The following is a 24,468-nucleotide window of genomic DNA, read 5'->3' on the forward strand; positions in this document are numbered from 1 at the left end:
CCTTCCTACCGTGGTGTCACCCCCTAGTGACACACAGGAAAGCGGAGGGAACCCTCTGTGACCGAACGTCGTGTGCCGCGTCCCCGGCGATTCCTCGTCTGCGAACCCAGGCACTTCGCCGTCCAGTACGCGATCAACCCCTGGATGCACCCCGGCCTCCCCGTCGACGCGGGCCTGGCCCGGGAGCAGTGGCGGTCGCTGATCCGCGCCTACGAGGATCACGGCCACACCGTCGACCGCGTCGAGCCGGTTCCCGGCCTGCCGGACATGGTCTTCGCCGCCAACGCGGCCCTCGTCGTCGGCGGCCGGGTCTTCGGCTCCCTCTTCCACGCCCCCGAGCGGCGCCCGGAGTCGGAGCACTACGACACCTGGTTCAAGACGGCCGGCTACGACGTGTACCGGCCTGAGTCGGTGGCCGAGGGCGAGGGCGACCTGGTGTGGACGGGCCGGTACGTGCTCGCCGGCACCGGGTTCCGCACCACCCCCGAGGCACACCGGGAGGCGCAGGAGTACCTGGGCCGGCCGGTGATCGGCCTGCGGCTGGTGGACCCGTACTTCTACCACCTGGACACCGCGCTGTTCGTGCTCGACGACGAGAACGTCTGCTACTACCCGGAGGCCTTCTCGCCGGGCAGCCGCGAAGTGCTCCAGCGGCTGTACCCGGAGGCGGTGCTCGCCACCCGCGAGGACGCGCTGGCCTTCGGCCTGAACTCCGTCTGCGACGGCCGGCACGTCTTCATCGCCCCCCAGGCCGGGGCGCTGGCCGCACGCCTCGCCGACCACGGCTATGTCCCCGTCCCCGTCGACCTGTCCGAGCTCCACAAGGCCGGCGGCGGCATCAAGTGCTGCACCCAGGAGATCCGCTGATGACCGCACCCGCGCGCCCCCGTACGTCCGAGCAGCTGATCCGCGCGGAGGAGCCGGTGCTCGCGCACAACTACCACCCGCTGCCCGTGGTCGTGGCGCGGGCCGAGGGCAGTTGGGTGGAGGACGTCGAGGGCAACCGCTACCTCGACATGCTGGCCGGCTACTCGGCCCTGAACTTCGGCCACCGGCACCCGGCGCTGGTCGAGGCCGCCCACCGCCAGCTCGACCGGCTCACCCTGACCTCCCGCGCCTTCCACAACGACCGGCTGGCCCACTTCGCCGAACGGCTCGCGGAGCTGACCGGGCTGGACATGGTGCTGCCGATGAACACCGGCGCGGAGGCCGTGGAGAGCGGCATCAAGGTGGCCCGCAAATGGGCGTACGACGTGAAGGGCGTCCCCGAGGGCCGGGCGACGATCGTGGTCGCGGCGGAGAACTTCCACGGCCGTACGACGACGATCGTCGGCTTCTCCACGGACGAGACGGCCCGGGCCGGCTTCGGGCCCTTCACGCCAGGCTTCAGGGTGGTGCCGTACAACGACCTGGCCGCGCTCGAGGCGGCGGTCGACGACACCACGGCGGCGGTGCTGATCGAGCCCATCCAGGGCGAGGCGGGCGTGATCGTGCCCGACGACGGCTATCTCGCGGGGGTGCGCGAGCTGACCCGCCGCGCGGGCTGCCTGTTCGTCGCCGACGAGATCCAGTCGGGCCTCGGCCGCACCGGCCGTACCCTCGCCGTCGAGCACGAGGACGTGCTGCCGGACATGCTGCTGCTCGGCAAGGCGCTGGGCGGCGGCATCGTGCCGGTGTCGGCGGTGGTGGCCCGGCGCGAGGTGCTGGGCGTGCTGCGTCCCGGCGAGCACGGTTCGACGTTCGGCGGCAATCCGCTGGCCGCGGCGGTCGGCACGGCCGTGGTGGAGCTGCTGGAGACGGGCGAGTTCCAGCGCCGGGCGGCCGAGCTGGGGGTGCTCCTGCGGGACGGGCTGACCGACCTGACCGGCAGGGGCGTGACCGGGTTCCGGGCCCGGGGGCTGTGGGCCGGGGTGGACGTCGACCCGGCGCTCGGCACCGGCCGGGAGATCAGTGAGCGGCTGATGCGCGAGGGGGTCCTGGTCAAGGACACCCACGGCTCCACGATCCGGCTGGCGCCGCCGCTGACCATCACGGCGGAGGAGCTGCGGTCGGCGCTGGGCGCGCTGGAGAAGGTGCTGGTCTGAGGAGCGCGCGGGCGGGGGCCGGTGGCGGTGCCGGCCCCCGCCGCGGTGTCACTTCGCGCCGAGGAGCTGCTTCATCTCCTTGGTCTCGGCGTCCTGCGCGGTGATGATCGCGTCCGCCATGGCCTTGGCGTCGGCGGAGCGGCCCCGCTGCTTCTCGGTGGCGGCCATCTCGACGGCGCCCTGGTGGTGCTCGACCATCAGGGACAGGAACCGGGTGTCGAAGTCCTTGCCGGTGGCCTTCTTCAGGGCGGCCATGTCGTCCTCGCTCATCATCCCGGACATGCCGGACATCCCGCTGTGGCCGGAGTGGTCCGTGCCGGCCGTGGGGGGCTGCTCGCCCCAGGCCTTCAGCCAGCCGGTCAGGGTGCGGATCTCCGGGTCCTGTGCCTTCTCGATGCGGGCGGCGAGGTCCTTCACCCGCGCCGAGGAGGCGCGGTCGGCGGCGAGTTCCGCCATCTCCAGGGCCTGCTGGTGGTGCGGGATCATCCCCTTGGCGAAGGCGACGTCCTGGGCGTTGTGCGCGCCGGCCGACGCGCTCGGCGTGGCGGAGGCGGCGGAGGCTCCGTGACCGGTGTGGCCGGTGCCGCCGTCGCCGTTGTCGTCGCTGTTGCCGCCGCAGGCGGCGAGGACGAGCGCGGAGGTCACGGCAGCCGTGGCGAGGGCGGCGCGGCGCGTCAGGGTACGGGTGATCATGGGAAGAACTCCTGCTGTTCGGAAGGGATTTCGGGCGCGCTCAGGCACGGCCGCGCGTCCCGCGGGTGGCGGGGCGGGCGCGGCCGGGGCGGCCTCTAGATCCGCAGGAGCTGGAGTTCGGCCAGGTCGGGTGGGTCGCGGGCGCCGTCCGGCGCGGTGGTCCACGCGGTGAGCGGGCGGTGGGCGGTGGCCGGTCCCGGCACCGGGTCCGGGGCCGGCGCGGCCAGGTGCGGCCCGCCGGTCAGCGCGCTTGAGGCACAGCTGGGGTCGGCGTGGTGCAGCCGGTGGCCGCCGCTGTGGCCGACGCAGTCGTCGACGGCGACGAGCGCGGCCGTCCTGTGCGTGGCGTGGGCGTGTCCGGCGTGTTCCGTGTGTCCCGCCCCGCCGCCGGGCGCGAGGGCGTGCATGCCCAGCAGCCCGATCAGCACCGCGAGCACGGACAGCGCGCGGTACCGCCCGAGCGGTCGCCGCGGGTGCTGTCCGGTGGTGCGCATGAGGTCATCGTACGGGGGGCGTGCAACGGCGCACGGGCAAGGCCCTCCGACACACCCGCGCGCCCCGGTTCGGCTCGGCGGTGTGCGGGCAACCGAGCGGTGTACGACGCGTGGCGGTACTGGCCGCGGGGAACCGGGCACCCCTCGGACCCGGTACCCCCCCGGCTTGCCCGGCCCGTCACCGGCGCCCGCTGCACCGACCGACGAACACCGCTTATCCGCCCAATTCTTGATTTAACGGACCGCCGGAGTAATTACCATGCTCTGTCGGCGGGAACCGATGCGACCCATGCTGTCGGCATGAAACGCATGGGCGGTAGTTCGCCGACGGCCGTGTCTCGGGTCCCACGCGCATCCGGTGCTCGCTGGTCACCGAGTGCGGAAGAGCCCCGGTTGCCCTGACGGCGCCGAGGCGGCCGGCCGTTCCCGGGCCTCACCTGAGGAGGACCCGGTGGTGATGCTCCGCACGCACGTCCGTCCTCACGGTCTGCCGCGGTGCGAGTGCCGCCGTGCCCCTCGTTCCCGTCGTGTCCGTCGTGTCCGAGTCCACGGCCTCGTCGCCCGGCACGGCGGGCCGCGGGGGTCACGACGAGCGGCACACCACCCTGTATCGCGCCGAACCGGAGGAACCCATGGACGACGACACCCGGTCCTACGTGGTCGTACTCAACGACGAGGAGCAGTACTCGATCTGGCCCGCCGACCGCGACCTGCCCCTCGGGTGGCGCGACGGAGGCGTCAGCGGGTCCAAGGCGGAATGCCTGGCCCACATCAACGAAGCCTGGACGGACATGCGCCCGCTGAGTCTGCGCCGGGCCGCCCAGTAAGCCGTTCAGCCACCCACTCTCAGCAGTGAAGGATGACGTGCGAGATGGTGCTCAATGAATTTCACGTCCGGGTGGCCGAGGCGCCGGACGCGGTCGCGGTGCAGGACGGTGACCTGAGACTGACCTACCGAAACCTTGCCGCGCACGCGTCCGCTCTGGCGAGCGAGCTCACCGGGCGGGGGGTCGGCCAGGACAGCGTCGTGGCCGTCTACGCCGACCGGTCGGCGGAGCTGGTGGTCGCCGAGCTGGCCGTCCTGCTGGCGGGCGGGGCCTACCTGCCGCTGGACCCGGCCCACCCGGCCGCGCGGGTCCGCCAACTGCTCCAGGACTCCGGCGCCGTCGCGGTCCTCAGCACCGCGCCGCTGGTGTCCGGCGGGGCTCCGCTGGGCGACGACGTCCTGCTGGTCGATCTGACCGAGGAGCCTTCCCCGGCGACCGCCTCGGTGCCGCCCGGCCCGAACGGCGCCGCACTGGCCTACGTGATCTACACGTCGGGTTCCACCGGCCGGCCCAAGGGCGTCGCGGTGACCCACGCGAGCCTGGCCAACCTGATGCACTGGCACCACAAGACCTACGGCACGCGGCCCCAGGACCGCTCGACCCTGCTGGCCAGTCCCGGATTCGACGTGTCCGTCCAGGACATCTGGTTCACCCTGACCGCCGGCGCCACGCTGGTGGTGCCGCCCGCCGAGGTGCGCGCCTCGCCGTCCGCGCTCGCCGCCTGGCTGGCGGACGAGCAGATCACCGTGTCCTTCCTGCCCACCCCGCTGGCCGAGGCCGTCCTCGACGAGGCCTGGCCCGCGCACACGGTGCTCAGGTACCTGCACACCGGTGGTTCGGCGATGCAGCGCGGCGTGCCCGAGGGGCTGCCGTTCACCGTGATCAACCTCTACGGGCCGACCGAAGCCACGGTGAAGGTGACGGCCGGCGAGGTCGTGCCCGAGGGACCCGTGCCGCCGCCGATCGGCGTGCCGGTCGACGGCGTGCGCTGCTACGTGCTCGACGGGCTCGACCCGGTGCCCGACGGCGAGGTCGGCGAACTGTGCCTGGGCGGCGCGTGCGTGGCACGCGGATACCTGCACGACCCGGCGAGCACCGCGGCGGTGTTCGTGCCCGACATCGGCGCCCCGGGAGAGCGCATGTACCGCACGGGCGACAAGGTCCGCCGCCGCCCGGACGGGGTCTTCGAGTACATCGGCCGCTACGACGACCAGGCCAAGATCCGCGGGTTCCGGATCGAACCCGGCGAGGTGGCCACGGTTCTCAAGCAGCACCCCGGCGTCCGGGACGCCTTCGTGGTGGTCGAACACTCCGGCCGGCCGGACGCGCGCCTGGTCGCCTACGCGGTCACCGGCGTCCCCACGACCGAGTTGGTCGAGTTCGTCGCGGCCCGGCTGCCCGGGTACATGGTGCCGGCAGCGGTCGTCGTGCTGCCCGCGCTGCCGCTCACCCCCAACGGCAAGGTCGACCGCGCCGCATTGCCCGCCCCCGGCCGCACGGCGGCCGGCCTGGCCGACACCGCGGTCCCGCCCCGCACCCCGACCGAGGCCGCACTGGCCAGGATCGTGGCCGGGCTGCTCGGCGGCACCGAAGTCGGCGTCCACGACGACTTCTTCGCCCTCGGCGGGAACTCGCTGCTCGTCGCGGGGCTCGCCGCCCGCATCACCGCGGAACTGCACACGGTGGTGAGCGTGCCCGAGCTGTTCGGCGCGCCCACCGTCGCCGACCTCGCCGCGATCATCGACCAGCGGGCCGCCGCGGCCGGGAACAACGGCCCGGAACCCGCCGCCCAGGTGATCGCGCCGACCGCGCCGCCGGTGCGCCGGGCCGACCGGAACCGGCCGATCCCGCTGTCCCTGCCCCAGGAGAGGGTCTGGTTCTTCGAACAGCTCTCGCCCGGCAACCTGGCCTACAACTTCCAGGCCACCGTGTCCTTGCGGGGCGAGGTGGACGTAGACGCCCTGCGCGCGGCGCTCGACGAGATCGTCCGCCGCCACGAGATCCTGCGCACCGCCTTCGTCTCCGTCGACGGGGTGGGCTACCAGCGCCCGCTCGCGCAGGCCAAGGCGCCGCTCAAGGTCCTCGACGTCCCGGCGGAACAGGCCGACGAGGTCGTCGCCGCGCACCTGCGCGAACCGTTCGACCTGACCGAACCGCCCCTGGCCCGCTGGGTCCTGCTGCGCCACGGCAACGGGCACAACACGTTCCTCCACGTGGAACACCACTTCGTCCACGACGGCTGGTCGCTGTCGGTGTTCCTGTCCGAGCTGCGCGCCCTCTACCCGGCCTTCGCCGCCGGACAGCCCTCGCCGCTGCCCGAACTCGCCGTCCAGTACGCGGACTACGCCATCTGGCAGCGGGACTGGATGCGCGGTGACGTGCTGCGCACCCACGTCGACCACTGGACCGCCCGCCTGGCCGGCGCCCCGCACACGCTGGAACTGCCCGCCGACCGGCCACGGCCGCCGGTGATGACCTTCCGCGGCCGGGCGCCGCGGATCCGGATCCCCGCCGAACTGGCGCGCCGGCTGCGCGCCTTCAGCCGGGACAACCGGGTGTCGCTGTTCTCCACCATGTACGCCGGCTTCGCCGCACTGCTGTACCGCTACACCGGACAGCGGGACATGCTCGTCGGGACCGGCGCGGCGAACCGGAACGTGCCCGAGCTGGAGCCACTGCTCGGCATGCTCGTCAACACGCTGGTCATGCGCACCAAGGTGTCGGCCGACCAGTCGTTCAGCGACTTGCTGGCGCAGGTGCGCCAGAGCGTCGCCGAGACACTGGCCTGGTCGGACACCCCCGTCGACGCGGTGATCGACGCGATCGACCCGGTCCGCGACCCTTCGCGCACCCCGCTGTTCCAGGTCATGTTCAGCTTCCACGACTCCGCGGTGCCCGACATCGACTTCGGCGGGCTCACCGGCAAGGTCACCGAACGCTCGAACAACTCGGCCAAGGCCGACCTCAACGTGATCGTGATCCCGCGGGCCGAGCAGCGCCTGGGCCGGGCGCCCCGCCCCGAGGACGACGACCTCGCCATGATCTGGGAGCACTCGGCCGACCTGTTCGACCAAGCCACCATGGAGCGGATGGTCACGCACTACCTGACCCTGCTCGCCGACGCGGTGGCCCGGCCGCAGACGCGCGTGGGCACGCTGCGCCTGCTCCCGGACGAGGAGGCGGCCCAGCTGGAGAGCTGGTCCCACGGGCCCGCCGCGGCCGGCACCCGGCCGGTGACCGAGCTGATCGCACAGCAGGTGCGGACGCGACCGGACGCCGTCGCCGTGCGCTGGCCCGAGGGACAGCTCAGCTACGGACAGTTGTGGCAGCGCGCCGGCGCACTGGCCCGCCGGCTCCGCGCGTCCGGCATCGCCGCCGAGGAACCGGTGGCGGTGTACGCCGACCGCTCCCCCGAGCTGGTGGTCGGCGAACTCGCGGTGCTCATGGCCGGCGGATGCTACCTGCCCTTGGACCCGGACTACCCGGCCGAGCGCGTCGCCTTCATCGTGCGGGACGCCGGCGCCCGTACGATCCTCACCACGCCCCGGACACGGCAGCAGCTGCCGGCCTTCGCGCAGAGCCTCGACGTCCTCGGCCTGGACGCCGACACAGACACCGACACCGACACCGCGCCGGTCCACGCCGACCAGCTCACCCCGGAGCGGCTGGCCTACCTCATCTACACCTCGGGATCCACCGGCCGGCCCAAGGGCGTCGCGCTGGAACACCGGGGGCTCGCGAACCTGGTCGCCTGGCACACAGCCGAGTACGCGCTCGGACCGGCCGACCGCAGCACACTGTTCGCCAGCCCCGGATTCGACGCGTCCACGTGGGAGATCTGGCCCACCCTCGCGGCCGGCGCCACCCTGCACGTCGTCCCGCCGCACCTGCGGGCCGCGCCGGCGGAACTGGTGCGCTGGCTCGGCGAGCAGAAGATCACCACGGCGTTCCTGCCCACCCCCGTCGCCGCGGCCGCACTGGACGAACCGTGGCCGGCCGACAGCGCGCTGCGGGCGCTGCTAACCGGCGGCGACGTGCTGCCGGCGGCACCCTCCGACGGCCTGCCGTTCCAGCTCTTCAACCACTACGGGCCGACGGAGAACACCGTGGTGGCGACAGCGGGCCTCGTCCCGCCCGCCCCGGCCGGACCGCGCCCGCCCATCGGCAGGCCGATCAGCGGGGTCGACGCCCATGTGCTGGACGCCGAAGGACAGCCCGTGCCCATCGGTGTCCGCGGCGAGCTGTACCTCGGCGGTACGGCGGTGGCGCGCGGCTACGTCAACCGCCCCGAACTCACCGAACAGAGTTTCCTCGCCGACCCCTTCACCGCTCGGCCCGGCGCACGCCTGTACCGCACCGGTGACCTGGTCCGCCGACGCGCCGACGGGGAGCTGGACTTCCTGGGCCGCGCGGACGAACAGGTCAAGATCCGGGGCTTTCGGATCGAGCCCGGAGAAGTGGCGGCAACGCTCAGGGAACACCCGGACGTACGGGACGCCGTCGTCGTCGCCCGCGCGTCGGCGCCCGGAGCCGAAGCCTCGCTCACGGCGTACGTCTGCACCGACGGCCGCGGCGAAACCACCTCCGGGGACAAGCTGCTGGCGTTCCTGCGGGACCGGCTGCCCGTGTACATGATCCCGGACGGGATCGTGCTGCTCCCCGCCCTGCCGCTCACCGAACACGGCAAGGTGGACCACGACGCGCTGGCCGCCCTGGCACCGAGCACCCCGGCCCGGCCCCCCACACGGCAGGCGCCGCGGACACCGACGGAAGAACGCGTCGCCCGGCTCGCCTCGGCGCTGCTCCACGACCAGCCTGTGGGGCGCACGGACGACTTCTTCCGCGCCGGTGGCCACTCCCTGCTGGCGGCCCGGCTGGTGGCCCAGGTCAACGAGGCCTTCGACGTCCAGGTCCCGATCTCCGCGTTCCTCCAGCGGCCCACCGTGGCGAGCCTGGCGGACGCCGTGACCGCCGCCACGACAGGAGCGGCAACGGGCCCCGCCCCGATCACGCCGCGCAACCGCCGCATCGCCGTGCGGCCGGTGTCCGAAGCCGGCCGGCCCGGTGACGAGGAAGGCGAGTCGCTCCTGCGCGACACGCAGGAACCCGAGGTGCAGCAGTGAGCGCGGCCATCGAACCGGAAGCCGGGCCGGACAACAGTGCGGCTCCGCTGTCGTACGCACAACAGCGCCTGTGGTTCCTCGACCAACTACAGCCGGGCAGCTCGGTCTACAACGTCCCGCTCGGCTACGACATCACCGGCCCGCTGGACCGCGGCGCGCTCGAACAGGCGCTGACCGAGGTCGTGCGGCGCCACGAGATCCTGCGCACCGCCTTCCGCTCCACCGGCGGCACCCCCCACCAGGTGATCCTGCCGCCCGCCCCGGTCTCCGTACCCGTCACGGACCTGACCGCTGCGGGCCGCACGCCGAAGGAGGCGCCGCGGCTCGCGGACGAGGAGGCCGGCGCCCCGTTCGACCTGGTGGCCGGCCGGCTCATCCGCGCCCGCCTGCTGCGCCTGGGCGAACAGCGGCACCGGCTGCTGCTCACCGTGCACCACCTCGCCTGCGACGCCGCGTCGGTCGGCACGCTCGGCAGGGAGCTCGAGATCCACTACCGGGCCGCGCTGACCGGCCAGGAGTGCCGCGAGCCCGAACCGCCCATGCAGTACGCCGACTTCGCCGAGTGGCAGCACAGCACGCTGGGCGGACCCGAACTCGACCGGCTGCTGGCGTACTGGACGGACCGGCTGGCCGGCCTGCCCGCCCAGCTCCTGCCCACCGATCACACCCGCCCACCGGTACAGAGCTACCGCGGTGCCGCGCTCACCTTCGAGCTGCCGCCGGATTCGGTCCAGCGGCTCGAAGAGCTGGGCAGGAGCGAAGGCGTCACCCTCTACAGCGTCCTGCTCGCCGCTTTCGCGGTACTGCTGCGGGCACACGTCGGCCAGGACGAAGTCGTCGTCGGCACGCCGGTCTCCGGCCGGGAACGGCCCGAACTGGCCCGTCTCATCGGGTTCTTCACCAACACCCTGGTGCTCCGCTGCGACCTCGCCCACGGCCCGACGTTCCGTGAGCTGATCCAGCGGCTGTGGACGGAGGTCAAGGGAGCGCTCGCCCACCAGGACCTGCCGTTCGAAAAACTCGTCGAGGAACTGCACCCCGACCGCGACCTCGCGCACAACCCGCTGTTCCAGGTCCTGTTCAGCTACCGGTACGAAGACGAGGGAACGGGGCTGCGCCTGGACGGCTGCCAGGTGCAGCCGGTACTGGGCGACACCGGCGCGGCGAGGTTCGACCTCACCCTGAGCCTCACCCGGACCCCGGCCGGCGTGACCGGCCGCCTGGAGTACAGCACCGACCTGTTCCACGCCACGACCGCCCAGCGGCTCGCCGAACGGTACGTCAGCGTCGTCACCGCCGCCGCGCAGGCCCCCGACCGTCCCGTCGACGAACTGGCGGTGCTGCCGGCGGGCGAACTCGCCGCCCTGGCCGCCTGGCAGACCGGCCCCCGGGCCGAGGTCCCCGGCGCCCTGGTGCACCAGCTGTTCGAGCGGCGGGTGGCGGCGGCCCCCGACGCGGTCGCCGTGATCGCGGCCGACGCCACCTTGACCTACCGCGAGCTCGACGGGCTCGCCGACCGGCTCGCCGCCCGGTTGCGCCGACTCGGCGTGGCACCGGACGAACCGGTAGGCGTCCACCTCGGCCGCACGTCCCTGCTGATGGTCACCCTGCTGGGAATCCTCAAAGCGGGCGCGGCGTACCTTCCGCTGGATCCCGACTACCCGCCCGACCGGCTGGCGTTCATGGTCGGCGACGCCGGCGTGCGGCTGGTCGTCGCGGACTCCGGCTCCGCCGCGGCCGCGGAGCGCCTCGGCGCGGCCCACGTCGTCGTCCCCGGCCTTGCCGCGACGCCGGACGGCCCGCCCGACAGCCCACTCCCGGCGGTCACCGCCGACAACCTGGCGTACGTGATCTACACGTCCGGCTCCACCGGACAGCCCAAGGGCGTCATGGTCACCCACCGCAACGTGGTCAACCTGTTCGCCGGGATGAACGACGTCTTCGGCGCCGACGAGCCCAGCACCTGGCTCGCGCTGACCAGCGTCTCCTTCGACATCTCCGTGGTCGAGCTGCTGTGGGCGCTGATCCACGGCCACCGGATCGTGCTGCGCCGTGAACCGCCCCTGCCGTCGGCCCTGGCCGCCGCGCGGTCGGCCGCGGTGGCCAAGGCCCGTGCCCGCCACATCGACTTCAGCCTGCTCTACTTCGGCAGCGACTGCGAAGCCGGCTCCGACGACCGTTACCGGCTGCTGCTCGACGGCGCGAGGTTCGCCGACCGCAACGGCTTCACCGCCGTGTGGACCCCCGAACGCCACTTCCACCAGTTCGGCGGGCTGTACCCGAACCCCTCGGTGACGGCGGCGGCCGTCGCCGCGGTCACCGAGCGCGTCCAGGTGCGCGCGGGCAGCGTGGTCATGCCGTTGCACGACCCACTGCGCGTGGCCGAGGAATGGTCCGCCGTGGACAACATCTCGGCCGGCCGGGTCGGCATCTCCCTGGCGTCCGGCTGGCACGCCAACGACTTCACGCTCGCACCCGACCGGTACGACAAGCGCAAGCAGCTGATGATGGAGGGCCTCGCGGAGGTCCGCAGGCTGTGGCGCGGCGAGAAAGTGCCGCGGCGCAACGGCAACGGCGCCGAGGTCGAGGTCGGCGTCTTCCCCCGGCCCGTCCAACCGGAGCTGCCGGTGTGGCTGACCAGTGCCAGGCACCCGGAGACCTTCCGGATGGCGGGCGAGGCCGGCACCGGGGTGCTCACCCACCTCCTCGGACACAGCCTGGAGGAACTGGCCGAGAAGATCGCGCTGTACCGCAGGACCTGGCGCGAGCACGGGCACGGACCCGGGGACGGCCACGTGGTGGTCATGGTCCACACGTTCGTCGGCCCGGACCTCGACGAGGTCCGCGAGCTGGTCCGGGAACCGATGAGCCGGTACCTGGAGACCTCTTTCGACCTGATCTCCTCGCTCGGCGTCACCACGCGAAGCGCCGAGGACTTCAAGGCGCTGCCCCCCGGGGAACTGCGGGAACTGATCGACCGGGCATTCGACCGGTTCTTCGCCACCGCCAGCCTGCTCGGCACACCGCAGGTCTGCGCCGACATGGTGGACCGGATGAAGGCCACCGGCGTCGACGAGGTCGCCTGCCTGATCGACTTCGGTGTCGAGGAGAAAGCGGCACTCGACGCCCTGACCCACCTGAACACCGTCAGGGAGATCAGCGACGAGCGCAGGAACGCCGCGCTGGCCGAGGCCGAGGAACCGATAGCCGAACAGCTGCGCGAGCACGCGGTGACCCACCTGCAGTGCACGCCGTCCCTGGCCCGCGCCCTGCTGGCCGACCAGGACGCGCGCGCCCGGCTGCGCGGGCTCGACCGGCTGCTGGTGGGCGGGGAAGCGCTCCCCGCGGACCTGGCCCGCGAACTCGCCGGCACCGTCGCGGGCACGGTCCACAACATGTACGGGCCGACCGAGGCCGCGGTCTGGGCGACGACGTCCCGGATACCGCCCGACGGCGGCCCGGTGACCATCGGGCGGCCGCTGGCGAACGTACGGGCCTACGTGGTCGACCGCGACATGCGGCCGTGTCCGACGGGCGTGCCCGGGGAACTGCTGCTCGGCGGGGAGGGCGTGGTCAGGGGCTACTTCCACCGCACACAGGTGACCGCCGAACGCTTCCAGCCCGACCCGTTCGCCGGCCGGCCCGGCGCGCGTGTCTACCGCACGGGCGACCTGGCCCGCTGGACACCCGACGGCACACTCGAATTCCTCGGCCGGCTCGACGACCAGGTCAAGCTGCACGGCCACCGGATCGAACTCGGCGAGATCGAGACCACGCTCGCCGAACACCCCGGTGTCCGCTCGGCCGCCGCCGTCATCCGGGGCACCGGCGCGGAACAGCGGATCACCGGCTACTACGTTCCGGCGCCCGACCGGCCCGCGACCGCCACCGGACTGCGCGCCTTCCTCGCCACCCGGCTGCCCGGCTACATGCTGCCGAGCGTCCTCCACCCCATCGACGCGATGCCGTTGACCCCGAACAAAAAGGTCGACCGCAGGGCACTGCCCGACCTGTCGGACGCGCGGCCCGAGGGCACGACCGCGTACGCGCCGCCGACCACCCCGACCGAACGGCTGGTCACCGAGGTGTGGCGGGAGGTACTCGGCGTGGACCGGGTGGGCCTGGACGACAGCTTCTTCGAACTCGGCGGGAACTCGCTGCTCGTGGTCGTGGCCAGGGCACGCCTGCTCGAACACCGCGACAGTGGGCTGTCGTTGGTGGACATGTTCAGCTACCCGTCCGCCCGCGCACTCGCCGAGGCCATCGACCGCAAGCCGGCCGAAGGACTCGATGCGGCGGTCGGCGCGGGCGCCGCCCGGGCCGCCGCCCGCCGCGTCGCGGGCCGGGCCGCCGCGCGCCGAGCGGGCAGGACGGGGGCGTGAGCGTGTCCGCGCACTTTCCGACAGGGCAGCGAGCCGAGGGGGGCCTTGGGTGAGTACCGGCATGGAAGACGCAGTGGAGCCGATCGCGGTCGTGGGGCTCGCCGGCCGGCTGCCGGGAGCCCCCACCATCGAGGCGTTCTGGCGCAACCAGCGCGACGGCGTCGAATCGGTCACCAGGTTCAGTACCCGGCAACTGGTCGACGCCGGCTGGCCGCGGGACATGGTCACCCACCCCGACTACGTACCCGCCGCCGCGGTCATCGAGGACGCCGACCATTTCGACGCCGAGTTCTTCGGATACACCGGGGAGCAGGCGCGGATCAGCGACCCACAGCAGCGGATCTTCGCCGAATGCGTCTGGCACGCGCTCGAGGACACCGGACACGACCCGTCGCGGTTCGACGGCTCCGTAGGCGTCTACGCCGGCTGCTTCGCCAACAAGTACCTGCCCCTGAACCTCCTGGCGAACGCGCGGTTCCGCGGATCGCTGTCGGCCTTCTCCGCCCGCCCCTACAACGACAAGGACTTCCTCGCGACCAGGGCGGCATACCTGTGCGACCTCCGCGGGCCCGCGATGACCGTGCAGTCGGCGTGCTCCACCTCGCTCGTCGCCATCCACCTCGCCTGCCAGGCGTTGCTGGGCCACGAGTGCGACATGGCACTGGCGGGAGGAGTGGCACTGCCCGTCCCGCTGATCGGCGGCTACCCCGTCGTCGCGGGCGGCATCTTCGCGCGTGACGGCCACTGCCGGCCCTTCGACGCCGCCTCCGGCGGAACCGTGCCCGGCTACGGCGTCACGGTCGTGGCACTGCGCAGGCTCAGCGACGCGCTCGCGGACAACGACCACATCCGCGCACTCGTCCTGGGCAGCGCGGTCAACAACGACGGCTCGGCGAAATTCGGCTTCAACGCGCCGAGCATGCAGGCACAGGCCGAGGTGATCGCCACCGCCCAGGCCGTCGCCGGGGTGGCGCCGGAGAGCATCGGCTACATCGAAGCCCACGGCACAGGCACTCCGCTCGGTGACCCGATCGAGGTGGCCGGCCTCACCAAGGCCTTCAACACCGGCGAACGCGGGTTCTGCGCGATCGGCTCGGCGAAGGCCAACATCGGCCATCTGGACGCCGCCGCGGGAGCGGCGGGCTTCGCCAGGGCGGTGCTGGCCCTCGAACACGGCGAGATCCCGCCGAGCATCAACTTCGACACACCCAACCCGGCCCTGCTGCTGGACCGCACACCGTTCTACGTCCCGACCACCGCCCGCCCCTGGCCACGCGGCGCGACGCCGCGGCGCGCCGGAGTCAGCGCCTTCGCGGTCGGCGGTACCAACGCCCACCTGGTCCTCCAGGAGGCACCGGCACCGCGGGCCGCCGAGCCGGACCCACGCGACCGGCAACTGCTCGTGCTGTCCGCCCGCAGCGGCAAGGCCCTGGCGGACGCCGCGAGGGACCTCGCCGACCGCCTGGACCGCCAGGACGACCTCGACCTCGCCGACGTCGCCCACACCCTGCAGGCCGGCCGTCGCGCGTTTCCGCTCCGCCGGCACCTGGTGTGCCGCGACCGGGCCGAGGCGACGGCCGCCCTGCGGGCACTGGCCCGGCCCGGCACCGTGGACACCGCCGACGACGCGGAGGCCCGCCAGGTGGTCTTCATGTTCCCCGGCAGCGCCGCCCACCGGCCGGACGCCGCCACGGCGGTCCACCGCGCCGAACCGGTCTTCGCCCGGGAAGTGGACCGCTGCGCCGAACTGGCACGGCCCCTGCTCGGCTACGACCTGCGCGCGCTGCTCTTCCCGTCCACCTGGGACGGCCCGCGGACCGGGCACGACGACCCGCGCGGCGTGCCGCTCGCGGCCTTCGGCCTGCAGTGGGCCCTCGCACGGCTGTGGCAGTCATGGGGAGTGCACCCCACCGCGATGGCCGGCGAAGGCGACGGCGAGTACGTGGCGGCCTGCCTGGCCGGCGTGATCGACCTGGCGGACGCCCTCGGCATCACGGCCGCCGACGCCGAGGCCCGCTCCCACGCCGGGGCAGGCGGGGTGCCCGACACGTACGTGTCCGCGTTCGCCGCCAAGGTGGCACACCACGAGCTCGAACCGCCGCAGGTGCCGTACGTCTGCACGGCCACCGGCGGCTGGATCACCCCCCAGGACGCCACGGAGCCGGCCCACTGGGCGCGCCACCTGCGCGAGGCGGCCCCCTTCGCCGCCGGCCTGCGGGAACTGGCCGGCGACGACGGCCGGATCCTGCTGGAGGTGGGGCCGGACAGCACACTGACCGAAGCCGTCGCCCGGCAGGAGACGGCGAAGCGGCTGACGGCGCTGCCGTCGCTGGCCCCCGCGCACGGGGGCCGGTCCGGCCTCACCGCGCTGTACGACACCGTCGGCAGGCTCTGGCGGTCCGGCGTCGACATCGACTGGGACGCCTTCCGCGGCACAACGCGACCGCGGCGGGTGTCCCTGCCGGGCTACCCGTTCCAGCGCAGCCGCTACTGGATCGGCCCCGACTCCGGCAGTTACGAACCACTGGGTTTGGAGGAGGCGTCATGGACGAGCCACTCGTCGCCATCGTAGGCGCGGGCGTCATGGGCACCGGGATCTCGACGCTCGTCGTCGGACACGGACTGCCCGTCGTACTGGTGGACATCGACGAAGGCGTGCTGGAGCGCGCCGCCGCCGCGACCGCCGGCGGCCTGCGGCACGCGACGCTGATGGGCGCGCTGCCGGCCGGGCGCGCCCCGGCGCGGCTGCGCACCACACTGTCGCTGGACGAGGTCGCCGACGCCGCGGTGGTCATCGAGGCGGTCACCGAACTGCCCGAGAGGAAGGCGGAAGTCCTCGCCGGCGTCTCGGCGCTGGTGCGCCCCGGCACGCCCCTGATCACCAACACCTCCGGCATACCCATCGACGAAATGGCCGCGTGGGTGAAGAGCCCGGGCGATCTCATCGGAACGCACTTCATGAACCCCGCGTACCTGATCTCGATGGTCGAGGTGATCCGCGGCCCGCGGACCGCGGACGGGACCGTCGAGTCGGTACTCTCGCTGCTGACCCGGATCGGCCGGCGCGCGGTGGTGGTCCGTGACGCCCCCGGGTTCGTGACCAGCCGGCTGCTGCACCCGATGATCAACGACGCGGCGCGGGTGGTCGGCGCCGGCACCGCCACCGTCGAGGACGTGGACACCCTGATGCAGGGCTGCCTCGGGCATCCGACGGGCCCGCTGCGCACCGCGGACCTGATCGGCATCGACAACCTCGTCGACGCTCTGGAGGCGCTGTACGCCCGGACCGGTGACGAGCGGTGCCGTCCCAGCGAACTCCTTCTCGAAAAGGTCCGGCGAGGCGAACTCGGCCGAAAGAGCGGCCGCGGCTTCTACAACTACAGTGAGGCACAGTCATGACAGCGGAACAGCAGACCGACAAGGCGCCCTTCGACGTGGACGCCGTCATCGACGAGATCACCGGGTTCGTGGCCGAGCAGACCCGCACCAGGCCCGGGGTGGACCAGGATCTCTTCGTCACCGGGGTCGCCAACTCCATGTTCGCCATGCAGCTGGTCGTGTTCCTTGAGCAGACCTTCTCCGTGACGGTCGCCGGACCGGACTTGCAGCTGACCAACTTCCGCACGGTCGAGAGCATGGCCGCGCTCGTCGGCCGGCTCCGGGCGGAGTCCGCCGCAGCCAGCGATGTCTGAGCCGCTCCGGCCGGGGAGCGAGGACATCTGGCGTCTCGTCGAGGACAACGCCGGCGCGTGGGACATCGCCGGTGAGATCCCCCGGACCGTCCTGAGCCAACTGGGCGCCGCCGGCGTACTCTGCGCCGAAGTGCACAAGCAGTACGGCGGACTCGGCCTGGGCAGCCAGGAGAGCGGGAGGCTCACCGCCCACGCCGGGAGCCTGTGCAGCTCCGTGCGCAGTGTGATGACCTCGCAGGGCATGGCGGCGTGGACCGTGCAACGCCTCGGCACCGCCGACCAGCGGGCCGTGTTCCTGCCGCAGTTGACCAGCGGCCGGCTCGCGGCCGTCGCCTTCAGCGAGCCGGACGCCGGCAGCGACCTCGGCGCGATGACCACCGAGCTGCGGTTCGCCGGCGACGCGGTGATCGTGGACGGCAGCAAGACGTGGATCACCGCCGCGGCCTATGCCGACCTGATCGTCGTCATCGGGAAAGCGGGCGGCGAGGCGGCAGCGGTCATCGTGCCCACGAACGCCGAGGGCGTCAGCATCGAGAAGGTCCCGCACCCGATGGGCTGCCGTGCGGCGGGCCACGCGCGGGTGCGGCTGGACGGTGTGCGCCTGCCGGCCTCCAACGTCCTCGGCGGCACCGGGCTGTCGCTGCCGTTCCTGGTGACGACTGCCCTGGCCTACGGCCGGATGTCGGTGGCATGGGGTTGCGTCGGCATCCTGCGCGGCTGCCTCGGCGCGGTGACCGAACACGCGCGAACGCGGCGGCAGTTCGGCAAACCGATAGCGGAGCACCAGCTGGTCTCCCGCAGGATCGCCGAGCTCTACGCCGCCGAGCGGGTCGCCACCGCGGTGTGCCGGCAGGCCGGCGACTGCTGGGAGTCGGGGTCGCCGGACCTCGTGATCGCCACCGTTCTCGCCAAGCACGTCAGCGCGACCCAGGCGGTGCGCGCGAGCGCGTCGGCCATGCAGATCATGGCCTCGGCGGGCGCGTCGGACGGCCACGTGGTCGCCCGCGCCTACCGGGACGCGAAACTGATGGAGATCATCGAGGGCAGCAGCGAGATATGCCAGCTCGAACTCGCCAGACACGCTCTGGCGACCGGGCACGGCACGGCGCGGCAGGAGGAGGCCCAGTGAGCGGAGCACTGCCACCGAACGAACCGGTCACCACCGTCAAGTGTGTCGTCTGGGACCTGGACAACACCCTGTGGAAGGGCACCCTGCTCGAAGGCGACGACGTGACCGTCGACGACCGGGTCCACGAGACCATCGTGGGCCTCGACTCCCGCGGCATCCTTCAGGCGGTCGCCAGCAAGAACGACCACGGCCCGGCATGGGAGCGCCTGGAGGACCTCGGCATCGCCCAGTACTTCGTGCTCGCCAGGATCGGCTGGGGCCCGAAGTCCGCGTCGGTCCGGGAGATCGCCGACGAGTTGAAGTTCGCCCACCACACGATCGCCTTCGTCGACGACCAGCCGGCCGAACGCGCCGAGGTGGCCTTCCACCTGCCGCAGGTGCGCTGCTATCCGGCCGAGTCGGCGCCCGGACTGCTGTCGCTGCCCGAGTTCACCCCGGCGACCGTGACCGCCGACTCGCGCCGCCGCCGCGAGATGTACCAGGCGAACGCGCGGCGCCAGGCCGAGCAGGAGTCGTTCGACGGCCCGTCCCAGGAGTTCCTGCGCTCGCTGGACCTCGCGATGGACATCCGCCGGGCCACCGCCGACGACCTGTCCCGGATGGAGGAGCTGACACTGCGCACCAGCCAGATGAACGCGACCGGTGTCCACTACTCCGACGCCGACCTGCGCGCCCTCCTGGACGACGCACGCCACGAGGTCCTCGCGGTGACGATGAGCGACCGCTTCGGGTCGCACGGAGCGGTCGGTGTCGCGCTCGTGGAGACCGGGGCGGCGGTGTGGCACCTGAAGCTCCTGGCCACCTCGTGCCGGGTCGTCTCCTACGGCGCCGGCGCCACCGTACTGAACTGGCTGATCGGCGAGGCGGCGACGGCCGGCACCCATCTGGTCGCGGACTTCCGGCCGACCGAACGCAACCGGATCATGGAAGTCGCCTACCGGTTCACCGGGTTCACCGACGAGCTCTGTGCCTGCCTCGCCGAACTGCCGCCGCCGCGGGACGGGCGGACGCAGCGCCTGCACATCACACCGGCACCGAAACCGGCGCCCTGCACGATACGTCTCACCACCGTCCCCCTGACCACGACCTGACACCAGCGGCCTTCACCGCGCGCAAAGTCCTCCGACGGGCCGTCGGAGGACTTTGCGCGTTCGCCGGGCCCCGGGCGGGAGATCAGCCCGGCCACTGCCGTGGCGTGCCCTTGGTCGCCCTTGGACCGCTGGTCGCGACGAGGCGGCGGCCGGCACGATGTGCCCGCCGCCGCCACACTGTTCACGAGCCGACAGTCACCTCTTGCGGGCGAGTGTGATCCCGTCGGCCATCGTGAGCATCGAGACGTCCACGCGCGGATCGTCGCGCAGCGACGCGTTGAGCGCCCGTACCGCGGCGGTGTCCGGGTCGTGGCTGTCCGGGTCGACCACTCGGCCGAAGAAGAGCGTGTTGTCGATGACCACCAGCCCCTTCGGTCGCACGAGGTGGAGCGCGGCCTCGTAGTACGCCCCGTAGTTGGCTTTGTCCGCGTCGATGAACACGAGGTCGAAACTCGCTTCGCCCCGCTCGTCGGCGAGGGCGGCGAGCGTCCGCGTCGCGTCACCGATGCGGACGTCTATGCGTTCGGCGACCCCGGCGCGCTGCCAGTACGCGGCGCCGATCGCCGGCCAGCGCCCGTTGAGGTCGAGGGTGACCACCGTGCCGTCCGGTGGCAGCGCACGTGCCATGCACAGCGTGCTGTAGCCGGTGAAGGTGCCGATCTCCAGCACCGATCCGGCACCGGACAGGCTGACGAGGAGCGCCAGCAGCTGGCCTTCCTCGGCCATGACCTGCATGGCCGGGCCGCCCGGCAACCCCGCGGTCTCCTCGCGGAGTTCGGCCAGGACCGGGTCCTCGCGCAGGGACACGGCGCGGACGTACTCGCGGATTTCCGGTGTCGCCACGATCTGGTCTGCCATGCCGGGGCTCACCGCCGCCTGGCGGTGCAGGAGAACGACAGCGGGATCGGGTCACCCGGAATCCGCCAGTTGTGGTCTCCGTCGGGTTCCATCAACGACAGCCGCTGCCGCGCGTCGTAGGGGACCTCGCGGACGCGCTCGATGGTCAGGCCGGCGCCTATGAGCGCGTTCAGCACCTCCTCCACGCTCCACCGCCAGCCGTACAGGCTGTGCGTCTCCACCTCCACCTCGTCGGCGATCCGGTCCGCGTACGTCCTGGACATCTCGTGGTGCACCTGCCGGGACTGGAACAGGGAGCGGGCCAGCCGCAGTTCGCCGCCGACGTCGGTGAAGAGGGTGAGCATCGGGTGGATCTCCACGACCGTGAGGGTGCCGCCCGGTTTGACGTACCGCGCCGCCACCTCGGCCCAGCCGGTGAGGTCGGGCAGGAACGACAGGGTGCCGTATCCGGTGAACACCATGTCGAACTCACCGTCGAGCACCTTCGGCAGGTCGTAGAGGTTCGCCTGGACGAAACTCGCGTCGAGACCGAGGTCCTCGGCGAGCTCGCGGGCGATGTCGATCGCCTCGTCCGAGATGTCGGTGCCGGTGACCTGAGCGCCCATGCGGGCGAGCGAGAGCGAGTTGACGCCGATGTGGCACTGCAGTTCCAGCAGGGACCGGCCGCTGACGTCGCCCAGCTCCTCCTGTTCCAGCCTGCGCAGCATGTTGTGCCCCTGCTTGAACCTTTCGACGTCGTAGTAGGAGGACTGCATGTGCGCCCGTGCTCGCAGATTGAAGCCTTCTCTGTTGGCGGATATCTTGTCGAGGTCGCTCATGGAGGTCATCGCTGTTTCCCTTCGGCGGGTACGGGCGGTGCGGGGCGGTCGGCGACGATCAGCGGGGCCAGATCGCGGCGGCTGGTCACGCCGAGCTTCTGGTAGGCGCGGCCCAGGTGGTTGTCGACCGTTCGGGCGGACAGTCCCAGCCGGTGTCCGATGGCGGGGCTGGTGAATCCGTGGGCGGCCAGCAGCGCGACGTCCCGCTCGCGGCTGGTCAGGCCGACCAGCGGGGTGGTGAGCTGTAACAGCGGGGTGGTCGCGGTCGGACACGCGATCGTGCTGGAGGGCGTGGCGGTGCGCCGTAGTGCGGCCGCGGCGGTGGCGGTCTCCGCGGCGAGCAGATCCATCCCGAGTTCGTTGAACCTCGCCGTGGCGACGTCCAGACCCGCGGGATCGGAGCGGGCCAACGCGGCCGCGGCGCCGGCCATGACCGGCACGACCGGCCCCGGCACCAGGTCGGTGAGCGCGGCGAGGCGGTGCCGTACGGCGTGGGGACTGCCCAGACGGGCCACGTCGTAGCTTGCCGTCGCCTCGACGGCGTGCTGGCCCAGGGCCCTGGCGGTGTCGGCCGCGGAGAGTGCCTGTCTGGCGGCGAGGGTGGTGTTTCCGTCGGCCGCTGTGATCCACGCCTGGCTCAGGGTCGACCACGGGACGAGCAGGCGGCTCTCGGACGCCCGGTCGGCGGGCTGCCGGGTCCGTCGCGGGCCGGCCTCGTCGCAGGACAGGGCGAGTTCGGCCGGACCCGGTGCCAGCACGAGACGCGAAGTGCCGCCGTCGAACAGGCGCGAGGCGGTCTCCGCGTCGGCGATGGCGGTGGCCACGTTGGCGACCTGGCCGCGCAGCGCCAGCCAGCCGTCGGCCACTGCCGAGTCCCCGGCGGCCACCTCGTCGCGGTACCCGTTGCCGGTTGTTCGTGACGTGTGCCGCACCTGACCGGCCATCAGCAAGGCGAAGCAGTGCGCGTAGCCGATCTCGGCGAACCAGGCCCGGGCCGGGTCGGGCCGGCCGGCGGCCGCCGAAGGCCGGTCGGACCAGCGGGCCGGGCTGGCGGCGACGACCACGGTGGTCACCGCCGGATGGACCGCCCCGTCGGGCACGCGCCGGTCGCGCAGCACCTTCTCGCACGCGGCGGATGCCGCGTTTCGGGTGCAGCCGTCCAGCATCAACAGCAGCAGGCCGAGCCCGTGCGCCTCGGACGCCGGGCCGCCGACGTGCCCCGGCTCCAGGTGCGCGGCCCCGACGTTGCCCGCTGCCCAGCAGGGTATGGCCGCCGCGGTCACCGCCCAGTGGGTGCAGCGCGCCGTCGGAGCCGTGGCCGGTGGGCGGCGGGGCGGCGGATCGGCCACCGCGGTGGAACCCGGCGCGACGGAACCTGACCGGCGATCGGCCCGTTCGTCCGGCTGAGAGGTGTCGGTGGCGCTGTTGCCGACGACCATGACTCCGGCTCTGGCCGTCGCCGTCGGTCTGACCTTGGCGATTGACTGCACAACAAATAACCCCCCGTGTCGTGAAAGGAGACCCTTCGTGCCGAGCCCACTGTCCGGAATCGGACCGTGCGTGTGTGCGTGACGCCCCGCCCGCCCGGCTGTCCGGGCGGCAGAAGGTGACGTCACTGTCGTGACGGCGTCCTGAATCGCTCCCTCAAGATGCTCATCCGACTCAGGACGGCCGAACCGCGTCGGTTGTTCGCTCAGTGCCCGCGGTGCCGCCGGGATCCCCACCGGTCCCGGGTCGCACGACCGTGGTCCATGGGGCGCGTCCTAGACGACGATCGCCTCGTCGATGGGAGTGCCGCCGCCGACCACCACGTAGACGCGGCCGGCGGTGTCGGGCCGGTCGAGGAGCGCCACGAGCACGGCGGCGACGTCCTCCCTGGCGACCTGGTCGAACCTGGCACGCTTGGGCCCGACCCTGTTCCCGACGGTGAGTTCGACGGTGCCGTCGCCGTCCCCGTCGGTGAGCACGCCGGGCCGCAGTACCGTCCAGTCGAGCCCGGTCCGGGCGAAGATGTGCTGTTCGGCGGCGTGCTTGGCCCGCAGGTAGACGGAGTACCCCTCACCGATGCCGCGCTCGTCGGCACAGCCCACGTTGATGGAGCTGACGTGCAGGAACCGTCGCACACCCGCCTGTTCCGCCGCGTCCATGACGAGTACGACAGCGGCCCGGTCCATCTTGTCGCGGCGGGCGGCGGTGGCGCTGTTGCCCGAGCCGGCCGAGAAGACGACGGCGTCCGCGCCGGCCAGGGCGGCGGCCACCTCGTCCACCGTCGCGCGCTCGAGATCGAGGACGACGGCCTCGCCGCCCGCCTTCCTGATGTCGTCGACGTGGCGGGGGTTGCGCACGATGCCCACGACGGAATCGCCGCGTTCGGCCAGGCGCCGGGTCAACCGCAGGGCGACCTTGCCGTGGCCACCGGCGATGACAATCTTCATTCGATACCCTTTTTCCGGAATGGGAACTTCGGGTTTCCCCGCATTCGATGCCGCAAGCGTGCGGAGCTGTCCCGTCCAGCCTGTGCCGTGCCGAATGATCAATACCGGCGACTTACCCGGCCCGTTCATTGACGTGCGATTTCCGGCAGGTATCCGACAAGCAACCGATGGCTTCGTCCTGCCGGCCGCCATGGCGACTCCGGGGCGTCACTCGAATGGCTAATGAGTGAAGCACCCGCCGCACCTATTGGTCAATCGAACTCTCCATCGCTCTCCCGGGGTTCGAGATCGGTCTGGGGCCGGGCGGCGAGGGACCACAGGTAGCTCAGCGGCTCGCCGTCGGGTTCGTCGGGGTACTCGGCGATCAGCTCCTGGATCCTGCGCTGGAGCGACTGCACGGACTCGGGCCGCAACCGCAGTACGCCCCGCTTGGCGCCACGGCCGGAGTCCTTGCCCGCCGCTATCAGTTCGGTACGGTGGGCGCCGAGCACGGCCAGGTCGACCTGCTGGGCCAGACCGGAGTCGTCGGGCGGGATGATCAGACCCCGGGTGCGCGCGGTGGCGCGATAGGGCCGTTGCAGTGCGCCGTTCTCACCGGCGCACACCGGTTCGGCGACCAGGAAATCGGTCTTCACCAAGGCCCGGACGTGACGCAGGGTGGTCGCGGGAGCGAGGTCGAGCTCGACCGACAGCTCCTTGTTGGTGAACGCGCGGTCCAGACACAGCCGCAGGATCCGCCAGCGGACCGGGTGCCCGAGTGCTTTGAGGTCTTCGATCGTCGCTTCCACATCCGGGACTGTACCTTGCCAAGGCCGGTACCGGTTTGCTTGACTGCCATCGAT

General features: G+C 72.4%; 17 protein-coding genes. 10 read left to right on the top strand and 7 right to left on the bottom strand.

Annotated features, from left to right (window positions below; genetic code table 11):
* The first annotated feature begins 57 nt into the window (after window positions 1–57).
* Complete coding sequence (gene ddaH / locus Srubr_RS03595; protein ID WP_189993578.1) at window positions 58–867, top strand: dimethylargininase; 810 nt, start codon at window positions 58–60, stop codon at window positions 865–867.
* Window positions 867–2,084, top strand: coding sequence for an ornithine--oxo-acid transaminase (gene rocD / locus Srubr_RS03600; protein ID WP_189993580.1), 1,218 nt, complete (start codon window positions 867–869; stop codon window positions 2,082–2,084). Before ddaH ends, rocD begins: the two co-directional genes overlap by 1 nt.
* A 48-nt stretch (window positions 2,085–2,132) precedes the next feature.
* Here the strand turns inward: rocD and Srubr_RS03605 are convergent, their stop codons facing one another.
* A complete protein-coding gene (locus tag Srubr_RS03605) occupies window positions 2,133–2,777 on the bottom strand; it encodes a DUF305 domain-containing protein (protein ID WP_189993582.1) in 645 nt (214 codons plus the stop codon).
* A 95-nt stretch (window positions 2,778–2,872) separates the two neighbouring features.
* A complete protein-coding gene (locus Srubr_RS03610; RefSeq protein WP_189993584.1) occupies window positions 2,873–3,271 on the bottom strand; it encodes a DUF6153 family protein in 399 nt (132 codons plus the stop codon).
* A 632-nt stretch (window positions 3,272–3,903) separates the two neighbouring features.
* Between Srubr_RS03610 and Srubr_RS03615 the strand changes: the two genes are divergently transcribed.
* The 8 genes from Srubr_RS03615 (at window position 3,904) to Srubr_RS03650 (ending at window position 19,515) form a co-directional block, all read left to right on the top strand.
* The gene (locus Srubr_RS03615) at window positions 3,904–4,098 is read left to right on the top strand and encodes an MbtH family protein (RefSeq protein ID WP_189993712.1); all 195 of its coding nucleotides are present in this window, start codon (window positions 3,904–3,906) and stop codon (window positions 4,096–4,098) included.
* Window positions 4,099–4,142: 44 nt separating this feature from the next.
* Window positions 4,143–9,221, top strand: a complete 5,079-nt coding sequence (locus tag Srubr_RS03620) for a non-ribosomal peptide synthetase (protein ID WP_189993586.1) — start codon at window positions 4,143–4,145, stop codon at window positions 9,219–9,221.
* On the top strand, window positions 9,218–13,603 hold the full coding sequence (locus tag Srubr_RS03625) for a MupA/Atu3671 family FMN-dependent luciferase-like monooxygenase (protein ID WP_189993587.1): 4,386 nt from the start codon (window positions 9,218–9,220) through the stop codon (window positions 13,601–13,603). Before Srubr_RS03620 ends, Srubr_RS03625 begins: the two co-directional genes overlap by 4 nt.
* A gap of 61 nt (window positions 13,604–13,664) precedes the next feature.
* Window positions 13,665–16,175: a type I polyketide synthase gene (locus tag Srubr_RS03630; protein WP_189993590.1), complete on the top strand. Its 2,511-nt coding sequence runs from the start codon at window positions 13,665–13,667 to the stop codon at window positions 16,173–16,175.
* Window positions 16,148–17,002 carry a 3-hydroxyacyl-CoA dehydrogenase family protein gene (locus tag Srubr_RS03635; RefSeq protein WP_189993592.1) on the top strand — a complete coding sequence of 285 codons (855 nt, stop codon included), beginning with the start codon at window positions 16,148–16,150 and terminating at the stop codon, window positions 17,000–17,002. The genes Srubr_RS03630 and Srubr_RS03635 overlap by 28 nt, the downstream gene beginning before the upstream one ends.
* The gene (locus Srubr_RS03640; RefSeq protein WP_189993594.1) at window positions 16,999–17,295 is read left to right on the top strand and encodes an acyl carrier protein; all 297 of its coding nucleotides are present in this window, start codon (window positions 16,999–17,001) and stop codon (window positions 17,293–17,295) included. The genes Srubr_RS03635 and Srubr_RS03640 overlap by 4 nt, the downstream gene beginning before the upstream one ends.
* Window positions 17,288–18,424, top strand: coding sequence for an acyl-CoA dehydrogenase family protein (locus Srubr_RS03645; RefSeq protein ID WP_189993597.1), 1,137 nt, complete (start codon window positions 17,288–17,290; stop codon window positions 18,422–18,424). Before Srubr_RS03640 ends, Srubr_RS03645 begins: the two co-directional genes overlap by 8 nt.
* Complete coding sequence (locus Srubr_RS03650) at window positions 18,421–19,515, top strand: HAD-IIIC family phosphatase (protein ID WP_229926605.1); 1,095 nt, start codon at window positions 18,421–18,423, stop codon at window positions 19,513–19,515. Before Srubr_RS03645 ends, Srubr_RS03650 begins: the two co-directional genes overlap by 4 nt.
* Before the next feature lie 195 nt (window positions 19,516–19,710).
* On the opposite strand, the gene Srubr_RS03655 is transcribed toward Srubr_RS03650, so the two are convergent.
* The 5 genes from Srubr_RS03655 to Srubr_RS03675 all read right to left on the bottom strand — a co-directional run bounded on the left by Srubr_RS03655 (window position 19,711) and on the right by Srubr_RS03675 (window position 24,414).
* The gene (locus tag Srubr_RS03655; protein WP_189993601.1) at window positions 19,711–20,373 is read right to left on the bottom strand and encodes an O-methyltransferase; all 663 of its coding nucleotides are present in this window, start codon (window positions 20,371–20,373) and stop codon (window positions 19,711–19,713) included.
* 8 nt (window positions 20,374–20,381) lie between these two features.
* Window positions 20,382–21,200 (bottom strand): class I SAM-dependent methyltransferase, encoded by an 819-nt coding sequence (locus tag Srubr_RS03660; RefSeq protein ID WP_203854912.1) that lies wholly within the window; start codon window positions 21,198–21,200, stop codon window positions 20,382–20,384.
* Window positions 21,197–22,474: a helix-turn-helix domain-containing protein gene (locus Srubr_RS03665; RefSeq protein ID WP_189993603.1), complete on the bottom strand. Its 1,278-nt coding sequence runs from the start codon at window positions 22,472–22,474 to the stop codon at window positions 21,197–21,199. Before Srubr_RS03665 ends, Srubr_RS03660 begins: the two co-directional genes overlap by 4 nt.
* A gap of 480 nt (window positions 22,475–22,954) precedes the next feature.
* Window positions 22,955–23,626: an NAD(P)H-binding protein gene (locus Srubr_RS03670; protein ID WP_189993605.1), complete on the bottom strand. Its 672-nt coding sequence runs from the start codon at window positions 23,624–23,626 to the stop codon at window positions 22,955–22,957.
* A 251-nt stretch (window positions 23,627–23,877) separates the two neighbouring features.
* Complete coding sequence (locus Srubr_RS03675; RefSeq protein WP_189993606.1) at window positions 23,878–24,414, bottom strand: winged helix-turn-helix domain-containing protein; 537 nt, start codon at window positions 24,412–24,414, stop codon at window positions 23,878–23,880.
* Window positions 24,415–24,468: the final 54 nt, after the last annotated feature.

The sequence above is a fragment of the Streptomyces rubradiris genome (assembly GCF_016860525.1).
Taxonomy (GTDB): Bacteria; Actinomycetota; Actinomycetes; order Streptomycetales; family Streptomycetaceae; genus Streptomyces; species Streptomyces rubradiris.